The sequence below is a fragment of the Pseudomonas sp. FH1 genome, from assembly GCF_000510895.2.
In the GTDB taxonomy this organism is placed as follows: Bacteria; Pseudomonadota; Gammaproteobacteria; order Pseudomonadales; family Pseudomonadaceae; genus Aquipseudomonas; species Aquipseudomonas azotoformans_A.
Window position 1 is genome coordinate 60478 of record NZ_AOHM01000001.1, and the last position, 15359, is coordinate 75836.

The 15359-nt window shown below is 60.7% G+C and carries 10 protein-coding genes; 8 read left to right on the forward strand and 2 right to left on the reverse strand.

What is annotated here, in order from left to right; all coding sequences use genetic code 11:
• The first annotated feature begins 363 nt into the window (after window positions 1-363).
• The 3 genes from H096_RS00310 (at window position 364) to H096_RS00320 (ending at window position 6187) form a co-directional block, all read left to right on the forward strand.
• Window positions 364-2154 (forward strand): DUF1302 domain-containing protein, encoded by a 1791-nt coding sequence (locus tag H096_RS00310; RefSeq protein WP_082461359.1) that lies wholly within the window; start codon window positions 364-366, stop codon window positions 2152-2154.
• 26 nt (window positions 2155-2180) lie between these two features.
• Window positions 2181-3539 carry a DUF1329 domain-containing protein gene (locus tag H096_RS00315; protein ID WP_033896209.1) on the forward strand — a complete coding sequence of 453 codons (1359 nt, stop codon included), beginning with the start codon at window positions 2181-2183 and terminating at the stop codon, window positions 3537-3539.
• Window positions 3540-3685: 146 nt separating this feature from the next.
• Window positions 3686-6187, forward strand: coding sequence for a LuxR C-terminal-related transcriptional regulator (locus tag H096_RS00320; RefSeq protein WP_033896210.1), 2502 nt, complete (start codon window positions 3686-3688; stop codon window positions 6185-6187).
• On the opposite strand, the gene H096_RS00325 is transcribed toward H096_RS00320, so the two are convergent.
• On the reverse strand, window positions 6184-7059 hold the full coding sequence (locus tag H096_RS00325) for an AraC family transcriptional regulator (protein ID WP_033896211.1): 876 nt from the start codon (window positions 7057-7059) through the stop codon (window positions 6184-6186). The genes H096_RS00320 and H096_RS00325 overlap by 4 nt on opposite strands.
• Before the next feature lie 138 nt (window positions 7060-7197).
• On the opposite strand from H096_RS00325, the gene H096_RS00330 reads away from it, so the two are divergent.
• Window positions 7198-8106, forward strand: coding sequence for a DMT family transporter (locus tag H096_RS00330; protein ID WP_033896212.1), 909 nt, complete (start codon window positions 7198-7200; stop codon window positions 8104-8106).
• Here the strand turns inward: H096_RS00330 and norR are convergent.
• On the reverse strand, window positions 8092-9615 hold the full coding sequence (norR, locus tag H096_RS00335) for a nitric oxide reductase transcriptional regulator NorR (protein ID WP_033896213.1): 1524 nt from the start codon (window positions 9613-9615) through the stop codon (window positions 8092-8094). The two genes, H096_RS00330 and norR, sit on opposite strands and share 15 nt — an antisense overlap.
• Window positions 9616-9762: 147 nt before the next feature.
• On the opposite strand from norR, the gene hmpA reads away from it, so the two are divergent.
• The 4 genes from hmpA to cyoB all read left to right on the forward strand — a co-directional run bounded on the left by hmpA (window position 9763) and on the right by cyoB (window position 15359).
• Window positions 9763-10944, forward strand: coding sequence for an NO-inducible flavohemoprotein (hmpA, locus tag H096_RS00340; RefSeq protein ID WP_033896214.1), 1182 nt, complete (start codon window positions 9763-9765; stop codon window positions 10942-10944).
• Between the two features lie 153 nt (window positions 10945-11097).
• Window positions 11098-11604, forward strand: coding sequence for a disulfide bond formation protein B (locus H096_RS00345; RefSeq protein ID WP_033896215.1), 507 nt, complete (start codon window positions 11098-11100; stop codon window positions 11602-11604).
• Window positions 11605-12395: 791 nt separating this feature from the next.
• On the forward strand, window positions 12396-13337 hold the full coding sequence (gene cyoA / locus H096_RS00350; RefSeq protein WP_028617882.1) for a ubiquinol oxidase subunit II: 942 nt from the start codon (window positions 12396-12398) through the stop codon (window positions 13335-13337).
• A 3-nt stretch (window positions 13338-13340) separates the two neighbouring features.
• Entirely contained in the window at window positions 13341-15359 is a 2019-nt protein-coding gene (gene cyoB / locus H096_RS00355; protein WP_033896216.1) for a cytochrome o ubiquinol oxidase subunit I, read from the forward strand.

Genomic DNA, 15359 nt, shown 5'->3' on the forward strand with positions numbered 1-15359 from the left:
ATCAACGTCAGTGAACACCGGTAACAGACTGAAAACAGGCATCAATCCATTTGAATCTGGCTTTTCTTCCGGTTGTGGAAGCGGGCCGTTTGCCCTGAAAGCCCGGTAAGAATAGCCGCTTGTAACAAAATGAGTAATGCCGATTCGTGACAAGGACTGTTGCGCAATCAGCAACAGTTGCGCGGTCCTCCATACATTCCCCTGATAACCCACCATCCACCCAATGCATGCCTGTGCCCGAAGCCCAGGCCAGAGCGCCCTGTCATCCTTTCGAGCGACAACACGAATCCCTCCTTGGTGCGCTTATCGCTCCTGATGGGCGGCAGTAGGGTGGGGCCTTCTGTCACTCACCGGGGAAGACGCATGACAAGAACAACAATGCGCGCCATCTTCAGGCCACAGGCGCTGGCCGCTGCGGTTGCGTTGGGGTGCTGTGCCCAGGCACAGGCTGTTTCATTCAACATTGGCGAGATCGAAGGGCAATTCGATTCCTCGCTGTCGGTGGGCGCGAGCTGGGGCATGCGCGACGCCGATAAAAAGCTGGTGGGCACCGTCAATGGCGGCACTGGCCAGGCGTCTACCGGGGATGACGGGCGCTTGAATTTCAAGAAGGGCGAGACCTTCTCCAAGATCTTCAAAGGTATTCACGACCTGGAACTCAAGTACGGCGACAGCGGCGTGTTCGTGCGTGGCAAGTACTGGTACGACTTCGAGTTGCAGGATGAAGATCGCGAATTCAAACAGATCAGCAATCACCACCGCGATGAGGGCGCACGTTCCTCCGGCTACGAATTGCTCGATGCCTTCGTCTATCACAACTATTCCATTGGCGACCAACCGGGCAACGTGCGCCTCGGCAAGCAAGTGGTCAGCTGGGGCGAAAGTACCTTTATCGGTAACTCTATCAACAGCATCAACCCCATCGACGTCTCAGCCTTCCGCCGCCCCGGTGCGGAGATCAAGGAAGGGCTGATTCCGGTGAACATGCTGTTCGCCTCCCAGAGCTTGACCAACCAACTGACAGTGGAAGGTTTTTACCAACTGAACTGGGAAAATACCGTACTGGATAACTGCGGCACATTTTTTGGTGGGGATGTAGCGGCGCATGGCTGTAATGGCAACTACACGGTGGGTAGCCCGGCGATTGCGCCGTTGCAGCCAGTGGCGGCACGGTTTGGCCAAGGCTTCGAAGTGACTCCCGAAGGCGTGATTGTGCAGCGCGCGCGTGACCGTGATGCACGCGATTCCGGCCAATTCGGTACCGCGTTGCGCTGGCTCGGGGATGATACCGAGTACGGCCTGTACTTCATGAACTACCACAGCCGCACGCCGACGGTGGGCACGATCACCAACAACTCCAACGCAACGACGATGGATTCCATCCGTAACCTTGCCAACTTCCTGCGACCTGGCACAGGTGATGGGCTGGTCACCAGCACGATGCTCGGTCGTGGCCAGTATTACCTCGACTACCCGGAAGACATCCGCCTGTTCGGTGCGAGCTTTTCCACCACCTTGCCTACCGGCACGGCGTGGACCGGCGAGATCAGCTACCGCCCCAATGCCCCGGTGCAACTCAACACCACCGACCTGACCCTGGCGCTGGTCAACCCGACCTCCGGCCAACTGGCCTCGCCAATCCGCAGCAACTTCGGCGACGACAACAAAGGCTACCGCCGCAAGGAAATCACCCAGATCCAAAGCACCATGACCCAGTTCTTCGATCAGGTGCTGGGCGCCGAACGCCTGACGCTGGTAGGCGAGGCTGCGTACGTGCATGTCGGTGGGCTGGAAGACAAATCCAAACTGCGCTACGGCCGCGACTCGGTCTACGGTGCCTATGGTTTCCAAGGTGACACCGATGGTTTCGTCACCGCCAATTCCTGGGGTTACCGCGCGCGGGCGATCCTTGACTACAACAACGCGATTTTCGGGGTGAACCTCAAGCCCAACCTGTCCTGGTCCCATGACGTGGCCGGCTACGGGCCCAACGGCCTGTTCAACAAAGGCGCCAAGGCCATCAGCATCGGCGTGGACGCGGACTACCGCAGCACCTACACCGCCAGCCTGAGCTACACCGACTTTTTCGGCGGCGACTACAACACCCTGACCGACCGCGACTTCCTCGCCCTCAGCTTCGGCGCGAACTTCTGACCTGGCTTAAAGAAGGACAAGCATCCATGCGTAAGACAATTGCAGTGTTGGCCCTCAGCCTGTTGGCCACCCACGTGATGGCAGCGGTGTCGCCGGAAGAGGCGGCCAAGCTCGGCACCACCTTGACCCCGGTGGGCGCCGAAAAAGCCGGCAACGCCGACGGCTCGATCCCGGCCTGGACCGGTGGCATCCCGAAAAACGCCGGCGCCGTGGACAGCAAGGGCTTCCTGGCCGACCCGTTCGCCAGTGAAAAACCGCTGTTCGTGATCACCGCGGCCACCGTCGACAAATACAAGGGCAAACTCTCCGACGGCCAAGTGGCGATGTTCAAGCGCTACCCCGAGACCTACAAGATCCCGGTGTATCCAACCCACCGTACGGTCAACCTGCCGCCGGAGATCTACGAATCGATCAAACGCAGCGCGCTGAACGTCAAGCCGATCAATGACGGCAATGGCCTGGAAGGTTTCACCGGTAATCGCTATTACGCGTTCCCGATTCCGAAGAATGGCGTGGAAGTGCTGTGGAACCACATCACCCGCTACCACGGCGGCAATTTGCGCCGCATCATCACCCAGGCCACGCCGCAGACCAACGGCAGCTACACGCCGATCCGCTTCGAAGAGGAAGTGGCGGTGCCGCAATTGATCCCGGACATGGACCCGGCGAAGGCGGCCAACGTGCTGACCTTCTTCAAGCAGTCGGTGACGGCGCCGGCGCGCCTGGCGGGCAACGTGCTGCTGGTGCATGAAACCCTCGACCAGGTGAAGGAGCCGCGCCTGGCGTGGATCTACAACGCCGGCCAACGTCGCGTGCGCCGCGCGCCGCAAGTGGCGTATGACGGGCCGGGCACCGCCTCCGACGGCCTGCGCACCTCGGACAACTTCGACATGTTCTCCGGCGCCCCGGACCGCTACGACTGGAAGCTGGTGGGCAAGAAAGAGATGTACATCCCCTACAACAGCTACAAGCTTGACCAGCCGACCCTCAAGTACGACGACATCATCAAGGCTGGCCACATCAACCAGGACCTGACCCGCTATGAGCTGCACCGCGTGTGGGAAGTGGTCGGCACGGTCAAGCCGAGTGAGCGGCACATCTACGCCAAGCGCCACATGTACATCGATGAAGACAGCTGGCAGGTGGCGCTGGTGGATCACTACGACGGCCGTGGCCAACTGTGGCGTGTCGCCGAAGGTCATGCGCAGTTCTATTACGACCACCAGACCCCGGCCTACACCGTGGAAACCCTCTACGACATCATCGCCGGGCGCTACATCGCGTTGGGCATGAAAAACGAGGAGAAGAGCAGCTTTGTGTTCGGTTTCGCGGCCAAGGCGGCCGATTACACCCCGGCAGCGTTGAGGGCCGAAGGGGTTCGCTGATCACCCTTTGATCTGGCCGGGACCCTTTAGGCTCCCGGCTTTTTTATGCCCGCCAATCACCCCGCTGAATACTTCTTCAACAACCGCCGACCACAGGACTAGGGTAGGCGCCACGTTGCATAACAATAAAAAAGCAGGATGCAGCAATGACCGCCATGACACGCTGCCTGGACCGTCCTGGATTCATGCCTCGGCTGTCCGCCCATCATTTGTTGCGCCCACGCTTGGCCGAGCCTTTGCTGGTGGCGCGGGTCAGGGTCAAGTTGCTGTGCGCGCCCGGCGGCAGTGGCAAGAGCGCGCTGCTCGCCGAGTGCGCGTTGCAGGCACCCAAGGATTGCCCGGTGTACTGGTTGCCGCTCAATGGTGTTGCCCTGAGCCCCCTCGATCTTTGCCAGCGCTTGGGGCAGAACCTGGGTTTGCCGTTCACCGATGAGGCGACCCTGCTGTCGGACCTTGCGCGTTGGCAGGCCCCGGCGTGGGTGTTCCTCGATGACTTCTGCCGCTTGCCCGCGCCGGACACCGACGCCTTGCTGGATCGCCTGCTCACTGCCAGCAGCCCGGCCCTGACCTGGTGGCTGGGCGCGCGGCGTCGCCCGCTGTGCAATTGGCCGAGGTTGCTGCTGGACGATGAGCTGCTGGAGTTTGGCGCAGACTTGGCGTTCAGCCCTGCCGAGGTCCAGCAATTGCTCATTCATGCGCCGGGGCAGTCCGTCGACAGCGTGTTGCAGTTCAGTGCCGGCTGGTGTGCCGGTACGCGCATCGCCTTGCTGGGGGACGGCCACCCGGAAAAGACCTTGCTCGATTACCTGCAACACGAGCTGTTCAGCACCTTGCCAGCCGAGCTGGCCGAAGCCTGGCGCGTGCTGGCGCATCTGCCGCGTTTCAACGCAGGGTTGTGCGAGCACCTGTTCGGCTTTGGCGACGGCGATCAGTACTTGCACGATCTGCAAGCCCTCGGCGCGTTTATCCAGCCTTGGGAAGACACCGAGTGGCTGCAGGTCTTTCCACCCCTCGCCGATTTGCTGCGTGACGAGCCCTGGCCAGCCAAGCGTTCATGGCATCGCCGCGCCTGCCAATGGTTCACCGCCGAACAGGACTGGCAGGCCGCGTTTGAACAAGCCTTGCTCGCCGAAGAATACGAAGTGGCGGTGAGCCTGTTGCAGCACTTCAGTTTTGAAGACTTGTTCCGCCAGCAGAACGCGATGCTGCTGTTGCGCCTGCATGAACAGCAGGGTGATGAGCTGATGCTCGGCTCGGCGCAATTGGTCGGGTTGCTGACGGCGGCGTTGCTGTTCGCCGGGCGCTTCGAGCAAGCCGCGCAATGCATCCATCAACTGGCACGCTTCGCGCCGCAACCGACGGCGGCGCAACAGCGCTACCTGCTGGCGCGCTGGCAGGCGCAGTGGGGCTGGTTGCTGCATCTGGGCGGTGATGCCGAGCGCTCTCGCGAGCATTTTCTGGAAGCGCTGCAAGCCTTGCCCGACAGCGCTTGGACGTCGCGGTTGATGTGCCTTTCGGGCCTGACCCAGCAAGCCTTGCTGCGCGGTGAACTGGACGTTGCCCAAGCCCTGAGTCGCGAAGCCTTGTGCTTGGCACGTTCCCACGGCTCGTTGCTGCTCGAAGCCTTGTTGGAGTTGGACCACGCGCAACTGCTGGAGCAGCGTGGCGCCCCTTATCGGGCGCAAAGCCTGCTGGAAAATGTGCAGGCGATGTTGCTCAAGCAGCGCCTCAAGGCCGGGCCCTTGGTCGGGCGCATTGCCCTGCGGCGTGGGCACTTGGCGTTGCGGCAAGGGCAGGACAGCCTGGCGGCCGAGTGTTTCGAGGCGGGCTTGAAGATGTGCCTGCACAGCCAGGACAAACGCGTACTTTACGGATTTCTCGGCCTGGCCCTGCTGGCCGCCAACCGTGGCGATTACGCCCAGGCCTTTGTGCAGCTGCGCGATGCCGAGCGGCTGATGCAACAGCGTCAGGTGCCCGACACGGTGTACCGCGCGGTGTTGCTGCTGGTCAGCGGGCATTTCTGGTTGCAGCAGGGGCGTGCCGAACTGACGGTGGAGGCGGTGCGCCGTGTGCTTCGCCACTTCCGTGGGCCTCAGGCCCGGCAGGCGCCCCCCGCCACCTTGGAGTTGGTGCCACGTCTGGAGTACCTGCTGGTGCTGGCGGAAGTGAAACTGGGTTGCGCCGATCAGCCAGTGGCGCGGCTCACGGCCTTGCTGGACACCACCCGCCAGCGCGGCATGCTCTGCCTGGAAACCGAGTTGCACTTGGTGCTGGGCGAAGTGGCCTGGCAAATCGGTGATTCCGCGCTGGCGCGCCGCTCGCTGCAAACCGGGCTGGCGCTGGCGGCACGCTGCCAGGTGCAGCAGGCGGTTCGCGAGCTGCGCTTGCGCTCGCCGGGGTTATTGAGCGAGCTGGGCTTGGAGCCGCAAACGCCAGCGTCGGGAGCGGTAGAGAGCCCACTCAGCCAGCGTGAACTGGAAGTGCTGCAGTTGATCGCCCTGGGCTATTCCAACCTGGAAATCGCCGACCGGCTGTTCATCTCCCTGCATACGGTCAAGACCCACGCGCGGCGTATCCACAGCAAGCTCGGCGTGGAGCGGCGCACGCAAGCGGTGGCCAAGGCCAAGACGTTGGGGTTGATGACCTAGGCGCAGAACGCCTGTCGGTACTCGCCGGGCGTGGCGCCCATGGCTTGGCGGAAGCGATGGGTGAAGTGGCTGGCGCTGGAGAAACCGCACATCAAGGCGATTTCACTCAAGGGCAGGGCGCCACTGCGCAACAGGGCCTGGGCGCGGGTCAGTCGGCGGGCCAACACGTACTGATGGGGCGGCAGGCCGAAGCTTTGTCGGAACATCCGCGCGAAGTGGTATTCCGACAGCGCACACATCCCGGCCAGTTGGCCCAGGCTGATCGGGTCTTCCAGGTGCTGGTCGATGTACTCCACCAACAGCCGTCGCTGATGCGCCGCCAGCCCGCCTTTCAACCGCAGGCCCTCGCGGGCGCCGACCTGGCTGAGCAGGGTGTGGCTGAGCATTTCGTGGGCCAGGCTGCTGGTCAGCAGGCGCTCGGCGGGTTCGTGCCAGTTCAGCGCGATCAACTGGTGAAAGCGCCGGGCCTGGCTGGCGTCTTCCAGGAAGGTGCTTTCGCGCAGTTGCAGGGTGCGCGGTTCGCGGTCGAGCAGGGTGACGCAGCCGAGGGCGAATTGCTCCGGGCTGAAGTACACGTGGGCCAGGCGGATTTCGCCGTTGATCACCCAGGCCGACTGATGCTCGGCGGGCAGGATGCACAGCTTGTCGGGCCCGCCCTTGGTGCCGGGCCGGTCGCGCCGAAAGGTGCCGGTGCCGCCGCCGATGTAGCAGGACAAGGTGTGATGGCTGGGCGCCTGGTAATCCTGGGCATCGTGATGGTTGCTCCACAAGGCTGCAGACAAGCCGTCACCGAGCTCGGCGCACGCTTCGAGGCGTGCATTGGGCGAGCGGTTAAGGGCTTGAAAGACTTGCAGGGATTCCAGATCAGGCATGGTTCGTACTCTCCGACGCCTTGCATCCTACTCCGCGCGGCGCGTGCTGTGCGCCCATCGCCCGACAAAAGCGCAAGATTGTGCAAGAGCGCGGCATGGATCGCGGGCCACACTGTGGCTCAATCGATGGAGCCCGCTATGAACCTTTCCCTGTATTTACTCACCGTGCTGATCTGGGGCACCACCTGGATCGCCCTTAAATGGCAGTTGGGCGTGGTGGCGATTCCGGTGTCCATCGTCTATCGCTTCGGCCTGGCGGCGCTGGTGTTGTTTGCGCTGTTGTTGCTGAGCCGTAAGTTGCAGGTGATGAACCGGCGCGGGCATTTGATCTGCCTGGCCCAGGGGCTGTGTCTGTTTTGCGTGAACTTCATGTGCTTCCTGACGGCCAGTCAATGGATTCCCAGCGGGTTGGTGGCGGTGGTGTTTTCTACGGCCACGCTGTGGAATGCGCTGAACGCACGGGTGTTTTTCGGCCAGCGGGTGGCGCGTAACGTGTTGATGGGCGGCGGGTTGGGCTTGATGGGCTTGGGTCTGCTGTTCTGGCCGGAACTGGTGGGGCATACCGCCAGCCCGCAGACCTTGCTTGGCTTGGGATTGGCACTGTTGGGGACCATGTGTTTCTCAGCGGGAAATATGCTCTCGAGTCTGCAACAGAAGGCCGGTCTGAGACCGCTGACGACCAATGCCTGGGGCATGTTGTATGGTTCGTTGATGCTGGCGACCTATTGCATGGTGCGCGGGATTCCGTTTGAGATGGACTGGAGTGCGCGGTATGTCGGCGCATTGTGGTACCTGGTGATCCCAGGTTCGGTGATCGGTTTTACCGCGTATCTGACCCTGGTTGGCCGCATGGGGCCGGAGCGCGCGGCGTATTGCACCGTGCTGTTCCCGGTGGTGGCGTTGAATGTCTCGGCGTTTGCCGAGGGCTACCAGTGGACCGCGCCGGCGTTGGCGGGGTTGGTGCTGGTGATGCTGGGTAATGTGTTGGTGTTTCGTAAGCCCAAGCCAGTCCCTGTCCCCACCGAGAAAGCCTTACTTCAGCCCTAGGCGCTTGGCCATCCGTCCGAGGTTGGCGCGGTCCAGGCCGAGTTCGCGGGCGGCGCTGGCCCAGTTGTGCTGGTGGCGCTCCAGGCAGGCGCTGATGACCTGGCGTTGGTAGTGCTCGGTGGCTTGGCGCAGGTCGCCTGTCACAACGGGTATCACCTCGGTGTGTGCTTCGATCACGGGTGCGCTGACGTCGGGCAGGTCCAGGTCCTGGGCATTCAAGCTGAGAATCTTCGGACGCTCGCGACAGTTTCCCAAGGCTTTCAGCGCGCTGCGTCCGATCAAATGCTCCAGCTCTCGTACATTCCCCGGCCAGTTATAGGCCAGCAGCGCCGCCTGGGCGTCGCTGGTCAGGCGCAGGCTGCCCAGGCCCATGCGTGAGCGGTTCTGTTCCAGGAAGAAACCGGCCAGCAGCAACACATCGCGCCCGCGTTCGCGCAGCGCCGGCACTTGCAGCGGGTAGACGCTGAGGCGGTGATAGAAGTCGGCGCGGTAGCGGCCATTGCGTACTTCGTCAGCGAGGTCGCGGTTGGTGGCGGCGATCAGGCGCACATCCACCTGGTGTTCCTTGTCCGAGCCCAGGCGTTGTAACTGACCGCTTTGCAGCACCCGCAGCAGTTTTGCTTGCACGGTCAGTGACAGTTCGCCCACTTCATCGAGGAACAGCGTGCCGCCGTTGGCCAGTTCGAACTTGCCACGGCGTTCGTTCAAGGCGCCAGTGAAGGCGCCGCGCACATGACCGAACAGCTCGCTCTCCACCAGGGTTTCCGGCAGGGCGGCGCAGTTGAGGCTGATCAGCGGTTTATCTGCGCGCGTCGAAGCGGCGTGGATGGCCTGGGCCACCAATTCCTTGCCCACCCCGGTTTCGCCGGTGATCAGCACGGTGAGGTCACTGCCGCCCACCAGCTTGATCTCTTCCACCAGGCGCTTGTGGGGTTTGCTCTGGCCGATCATCTCCTTGTGCTGCTGGCCGCTGGCCTCGCGGTAGATTTCGGCGCGCAGGGTCAGGCGTTCAATGCGTTCGGCCACGTTGACGGTAGCCGCGGCGAGGCTGGCGAAGGCTTGCAGGGCATCCAGTTCCACGCGCTCGAAGCGCTCGGTGTCGAGGGCGTCCAGGGTCAGTAGGCCCCAGGGCTGATCGTCGACGAACAGCGGGCAGCCCATGCAATCGTGGACTTCCAGGTGCCCGTGCAGGCCATCGACCAATCCGTCATAGGGGTCGGGCAGTTCGCTGTCACTGTCAAATCGCGTAGGGCCGGGGCTGCTCAGCAACACGGCGAAACGTGGGTGTTCGCTGACCTTGAAGCGCCGACCCAGGGTGTCGGCACTCAAACCGTCGACGGCCAACGGCACCAGCCATTCGCCGTCCAGGCGCAACAGCGCGGCGGCGTCACAGGGCAGCAGGGCGCGCATGGCTTGTAACAGGCGACGGTAACGCTCGCCTTCGGGCAGTTCGCGGGACAGGTCAGCGACCAGGGGCAGCAGGGTGGTGAGCAGCGATTGCGCAGTCATAATGACTCCTTGTAGTCCTTATGACTATACTTTGTAGGAAGTCATACTGACTACACATTAAATAAGTCATTGAAATATATAGGTTTATTAGTTGGCATGAATACTGAGTAGGTAGAGGCAATCAGTAAAGAAGCCCAGGAGGCTCCCATGCTTAGTGCCCAAGACCGTGCCATCGTCAAATCCACCGTGCCCCTGCTGGAAAGCGGCGGCGAAGCGCTGATCACCCATTTCTACCGCATGATGCTTTCCGAGTACCCGCAAGTTCGCCCGCTGTTCAACCAGGCCCACCAGGCCAGCGGCGACCAACCCCGCGCCTTGGCCAATGGCGTGTTGATGTATGCGCGGCATATCGACCAGTTGGACCAACTGGGTGACCTGGTGGCCAAGATCATCAACAAACATGTGGCCTTGCAGATCCTGCCGGAGCATTACCCGATCGTCGGCGCCTGCCTCCTGCGCGCGATTTCCGAGGTGCTGGGTAGCGAGATTGCGACCCCTGAAGTGATGAGTGCCTGGGGCGCGGCCTACGGCCAATTGGCGGATATCCTGATCGGCGCCGAGGCAGCGATCTATGACGAGAAAGCCCAGGCGCCCGGTGGCTGGCGCGGCGCGCGGCCGTTCATCGTGGTCAAGCGCGTGGTGGAGAGTGACGAAATCATCTCCTTCTACTTTGCCCCGGTAGATAACGGCCCGATTCTCGCCGCCGCGCCAGGCCAATACATCGGCATGAAATTGGTGCTCGATGGCGAGGAAGTGCGCCGCAACTATTCGCTGTCGGCCCTGACCGATTCGGGCCTGTACCGCATCAGCGTCAAGCGCGAAGCGGGCGGGAGGGTGTCCAACTACCTGCACGACCAACTGCATGTCGGCGCGACCATCGATCTGTTCACGCCTTCGGGTGAGTTCATCCTGGCGGCCAGTGACAAACCGCTGGTGCTGATCAGTGGCGGGGTCGGCATTACGCCAACCTTGCCGATGCTCGAAGCCGCCCTGGCTACCCAGCGCCCGGTGCACTTCATTCACTGCGCGCGCAATGGCGGGGTGCATGCGTTCCGTGATTGGGTTGATGCGCTGGCAGCACAGCATCCGCAGCTCAAGCGCTTCTACTGCTACTCCGAAGATGATGGCGTGAGCCCGGCGGCGGACAAGGTGGGTTTGCTCAGCCAGGAACAGCTTGCGGCGTGGTTGCCCGAGCAGCGCGACATCGATGCCTACTTCCTTGGCCCTAAAGGCTTCATGGGCGCGATCAAGCGCCACCTCAAGGCCTTGGGCGTGCCAGAGAAGCAAAGTCGCTACGAGTTCTTCGGCCCGGCTGCGGCGCTGGAATAAATACACCTATCCTTTGGCGAGGGAGCAAGCTCCCTCGCCACAGTCCACTACAACATTTCCGCAGATTAATCCCCCGTTAACCCCCCTCTGTTTAAACCACTCCCTGTGTGTAAACTTGCGGCCATTGGCACAACCAAACAAAGGGAAACGGTGATGAGTGACGAATTGCGTTTAGGCAGGGAGCGGCGCTTTCTGGTGTTGCTGGGCATCATCTGCCTGGCGCTGATCGGCGGTGCGCTGTATATGCAGGTGGTACTGGGCGAGGCGCCATGCCCGCTGTGCATCCTGCAACGCTACGCCTTGCTGTTGATCGCGATCTTCGCGTTCATCGGCGCAGCCATGCGCACTAAAGGGGCGCTCACGTTTTTCGAAGGGCTGGTGATCCTCAGCGCCCTCGGCGGTGTGGCCGCAGCCGGTCACCACGTGTACACCCAGTTCTTCCCCCAGGTCAGCTGCGGCATCGATGTGCTGCAACCGATCGTCGATGACCTGCCACTGGCCAAGGTGTTTCCCCTGGGCTTCCAGGTCGACGGCTTCTGCAGCACCCCGTATCCGCCCGTGCTGGGCCTGTCCCTGGCGCAGTGGGCGCTGGTCGCGTTCGTGCTGACGGTGATCCTGGTGCCGTTGGGCATTTACCGGAATCGCCAGCGCAAATCCTGAGCCCATTCCTGAAACGCCCCGGTCCTTCTTGAGCGAAGGCCGGGGCGTTTTTGCGTGTAGGGATTTGTGAACAGAGCGTGACGCCGGACAACTTTGGGTGTGCGCAGTGTGCGACATGTTGTCACACGGAAGCTGCCGCAGGACGTTTCTGACCCGCCGAACGGCCGCTTAAATTTGCATAAAACGGCCAAGATGTGCTGTCAGTTCGTGGTTCTGACGTGGCCACGGACCTCGCGCCGCGCCAGCAATTGGGTGATGTCCGAATGCCTTGTTTTATGGGGGCTTGCATCGGTTTGGCATGCCCTTACAGCGCGTAAGGACTGTGGCGGATTGCCCTATAACACGGCAATTTTTGTGGTTTTTGTTGAGAATCTAACGCGATAAGATCGCGAACCTTTGCAATATTGGTGAAGGATTATTGCTGTAATCGATAAAAATTATTTCTTTATAAGACATGGTTTATACATCGCTAGCTAACTACAATCGCCCGCACTGAATGTCCGGTGCTGTTCAATATTTGAGCACTGGAGCGGTCGAGGGGCAGATGGACGGCTCTGTGCGACCCCAAGGTTCCGACAGCCTTTCAACTATCCGCACCAAATGGAATTGGTCTGTAACAAGGCCTTTAACCACGAAATCGAATAAGAACTCACCGCAGGTCCGTGAAACGCCACAGATGGCGTGATGGGCAGGCTCTTATTCAATCGAAGAGAAATGCCAACCCTTGGCAGGGTGAAGTGTTGGCGATCAAAACCCAACTGCATTGCGCAAGCTGCTTTAGAGGTCGTGAGATGAGTAAAAACAGGTACCCCCGATTACTAGGCTTTTTGCCGCTGCTGGGCATGATGTTAATGCTGGGAGGCTGCAAGTGGACCTTGATGGACCCAAAAGGACAGATCGGTCTGGATCAACGAAACCTGATCATCACCGCCACCCTGCTGATGTTGTTGGTTGTGGTGCCTGTGATCATCATGACCTTCGCCTTCGCCTGGAAATACCGCGCGTCGAACACCAGCGCCACCTACGCGCCGAAGTGGTCGCACTCCACCAAGATTGAAATCGCAGTGTGGCTGGTGCCGATCCTCATCATCATCGCCCTGGGTTACATCACCTATAAGTCGACCCACGAGCTGGACCCGTACCGTCCGCTGGAGTCCGACGTCAAGCCGATCAACATCGAAGTGGTCGCGCTGGACTGGAAGTGGCTGTTCATCTACCCGGACCTGGGTATCGCCACGGTCAACGAAATCCAGTTCCCGGAGAACACTCCGCTGAACTTCCGGATCACCTCCGACGCCGTGATGAACTCGTTCTTCATCCCAGCCCTGGGCGGTCAGATCTACGCGATGGCAGGCATGCAGACTCGCCTGCACCTGATCGCCAACGAAAAAGCTGAAATGGAAGGCATCTCCGCAAACTACAGCGGCGCTGGCTTCACCGGCATGAAATTCAAAGCGATCTCGACGAGCCAGGAAGGTTTCAACGCCTGGGTAGCCGAAGTCAAGGCCGCACCTAAACAGCTTGATCAAGCTGAATACGACGCCCTGACCAAACCAAGCCAGAACAACCCAGTCGCTCTGTACTCCGCGTATGAGCCGGACCTGTTTCAGAAAATCGTCGACAAGTACGAAGGTATGAAGCCAGGCAAGCCGGTCAAGCACGAGAAGAAAGAAGTGGCCGCGGTTGAAGGTTCTGACACGGGCTCGCATTCAACTGCTGGGGCAGAGGAGTAAACGATGTTTGGTAAATTAAGTTGGGATGCGGTCCCGTTCCACGAGCCGATCGTAATGGTGACCATCGCCATGATCGCGCTGGGTGGTCTGGCACTGTTTGCAGCAATTACGTATTACAAGAAGTGGACCTACCTGTGGACCGAGTGGTTGACGTCTGTCGACCACAAGAAAATCGGTGTCATGTACGTCATCGTTGCCATGGTCATGCTGCTGCGTGGTTTTGCCGACGCCATCATGATGCGTACCCAGTTGGCCATGGCCACCGAGGGTTCGCCTGGCTACCTGCCGCCTGAACACTATGACCAGATCTTCACCGCCCACGGTGTGATCATGATCATCTTCATGGCGATGCCATTCTTCACCGGCCTGATGAACCTGGCCTTGCCGCTGCAGATCGGTGCCCGTGACGTTGCCTATCCGTTCCTGAACTCCCTGAGCTTCTGGCTGCTGGTCTCCGGCGTTGTGCTGATCAACCTGTCCCTGGGCGTCGGCGAATTCGCCAAGACCGGTTGGGTTGCGTATCCGCCATTGTCGGGCCTGCAATACAGCCCTGGCGTAGGTGTGGACTACTACATCTGGGCGCTACAGTTATCAGGACTCGGGACGACATTGACGGGGGTCAACTTCCTGGCCACCGTCCTGAAAATGCGCGCCCCTGGCATGAAACTGATGGACATGCCGATCTTCACCTGGACCTGCACCTGGGCCAACGTCCTGATCGTGGCTTCGTTCCCGATCCTGGCCGCTACCATGGCGCTGCTGTCGCTTGACCGTTACTTGGATTTCCACATTTTCACCAATGAACTTGGTGGCAATCCAATGATGTACGTGAACCTGTTCTGGGCATGGGGTCACCCTGAGGTGTACATCCTGATCCTGCCAGCGTTCGGTATCTTCTCCGAAGTGATCTCGACCTTTACCGGCAAGCGCCTGTTCGGTCACCACTCGATGGTTTACGCATCGGGCGCGATCTCTGTACTGGGCTTCATGGTATGGCTGCACCACTTCTTCACCATGGGTTCGGGGGCCAGCGTCAACGCCTTCTTCGGCCTGGCGACGATGCTGATTTCCATCCCGACGGGGGTGAAGCTATTCAACTGGCTGTTCACCATCTACCACGGTCGTCTGCGCATGACCAGCCAGGTCCTGTGGACCCTGGGCTTCATGGTGACCTTCGCCATCGGCGGCATGACCGGCGTACTGCTGGCCATCCCGGGTGCTGACTTCGTCCTGCACAACAGCCTGTTCGTGATCGCTCACTTCCACAACGTGATCATCGGTGGTGCGGTATTCGGTTACATCGCTGGTTTCAGCTTCTACTTCCCGAAAGCGTTCGGCTTCAAGCTGCACGAAGGTTGGGGCAAGGCTGCGTTCTGGTTCTGGATCTCGGGCTTCTTCGTCGCGTTCATGCCGCTCTATGCACTGGGCTTCATGGGCATGACCCGTCGTCTGAACGCCACCACCAACCCTGAGTGGGTGCCGTACCTGTACGTTGCCATGTTCGGTGCAATCATGATCGCTGTAGGTATCGCCTGCCAGTTGATCCAACTGTACGTGAGCATCCGTGACCGTAAGCAGAACGCTTGCGACTCCGGCGACCCATGGAATGGCCACACCCTGGAATGGTCGACTTCGTCGCCACCGCCGTTCTACAACTTCGCCGTGATCCCTACTGCGAACACCATTGATGCGTTCACCGAAGCCAAGGAAGACGGTACTGCGTACCAGCGTCCTAAGCACTACGAGCCGATCCACATGCCAAACAACACCGCCACTGGCGTGGTGATGGGTGCGCTGTTGACCGTGTTCGGTTTCGCGATGATCTGGCACATCTGGTGGCTGGCAATCGTGGGCCTGGTTGGCACTATCGGTTACTTCATCGTTCACGCCGCGCGTGACGATCAAGGCTACATGGTGCCGGTCGAGACGATCGAACGCATCGAAGCCGAGCAACACGCTCGCCTGGTAGCCGAGAAGAAGATCCCGGCCAACCGTGTAGAAACCTCGTTGGAACAGGCTTAA

What these genes read in the sequence shown, in the direction of transcription:
- H096_RS00310 (WP_082461359.1), top strand. Translation starts at nt 364, where the DNA reads ATGACAAGAACAACAATGCGCGCCATCTTCAGGCCACAGGCGCTGGCC.
- H096_RS00315 (WP_033896209.1), top strand. Translation starts at nt 2,181, where the DNA reads ATGCGTAAGACAATTGCAGTGTTGGCCCTCAGCCTGTTGGCCACCCAC.
- H096_RS00320 (WP_033896210.1), top strand. Translation starts at nt 3,686, where the DNA reads ATGACCGCCATGACACGCTGCCTGGACCGTCCTGGATTCATGCCTCGG.
- H096_RS00325 (WP_033896211.1), bottom strand. Translation starts at nt 7,059, where the DNA reads ATGCCTGATCTGGAATCCCTGCAAGTCTTTCAAGCCCTTAACCGCTCG.
- H096_RS00330 (WP_033896212.1), top strand. Translation starts at nt 7,198, where the DNA reads ATGAACCTTTCCCTGTATTTACTCACCGTGCTGATCTGGGGCACCACC.
- norR (WP_033896213.1), bottom strand. Translation starts at nt 9,615, where the DNA reads ATGACTGCGCAATCGCTGCTCACCACCCTGCTGCCCCTGGTCGCTGAC.
- hmpA (WP_033896214.1), top strand. Translation starts at nt 9,763, where the DNA reads ATGCTTAGTGCCCAAGACCGTGCCATCGTCAAATCCACCGTGCCCCTG.
- H096_RS00345 (WP_033896215.1), top strand. Translation starts at nt 11,098, where the DNA reads ATGAGTGACGAATTGCGTTTAGGCAGGGAGCGGCGCTTTCTGGTGTTG.
- cyoA (WP_028617882.1), top strand. Translation starts at nt 12,396, where the DNA reads ATGAGTAAAAACAGGTACCCCCGATTACTAGGCTTTTTGCCGCTGCTG.
- cyoB (WP_033896216.1), top strand. Translation starts at nt 13,341, where the DNA reads ATGTTTGGTAAATTAAGTTGGGATGCGGTCCCGTTCCACGAGCCGATC.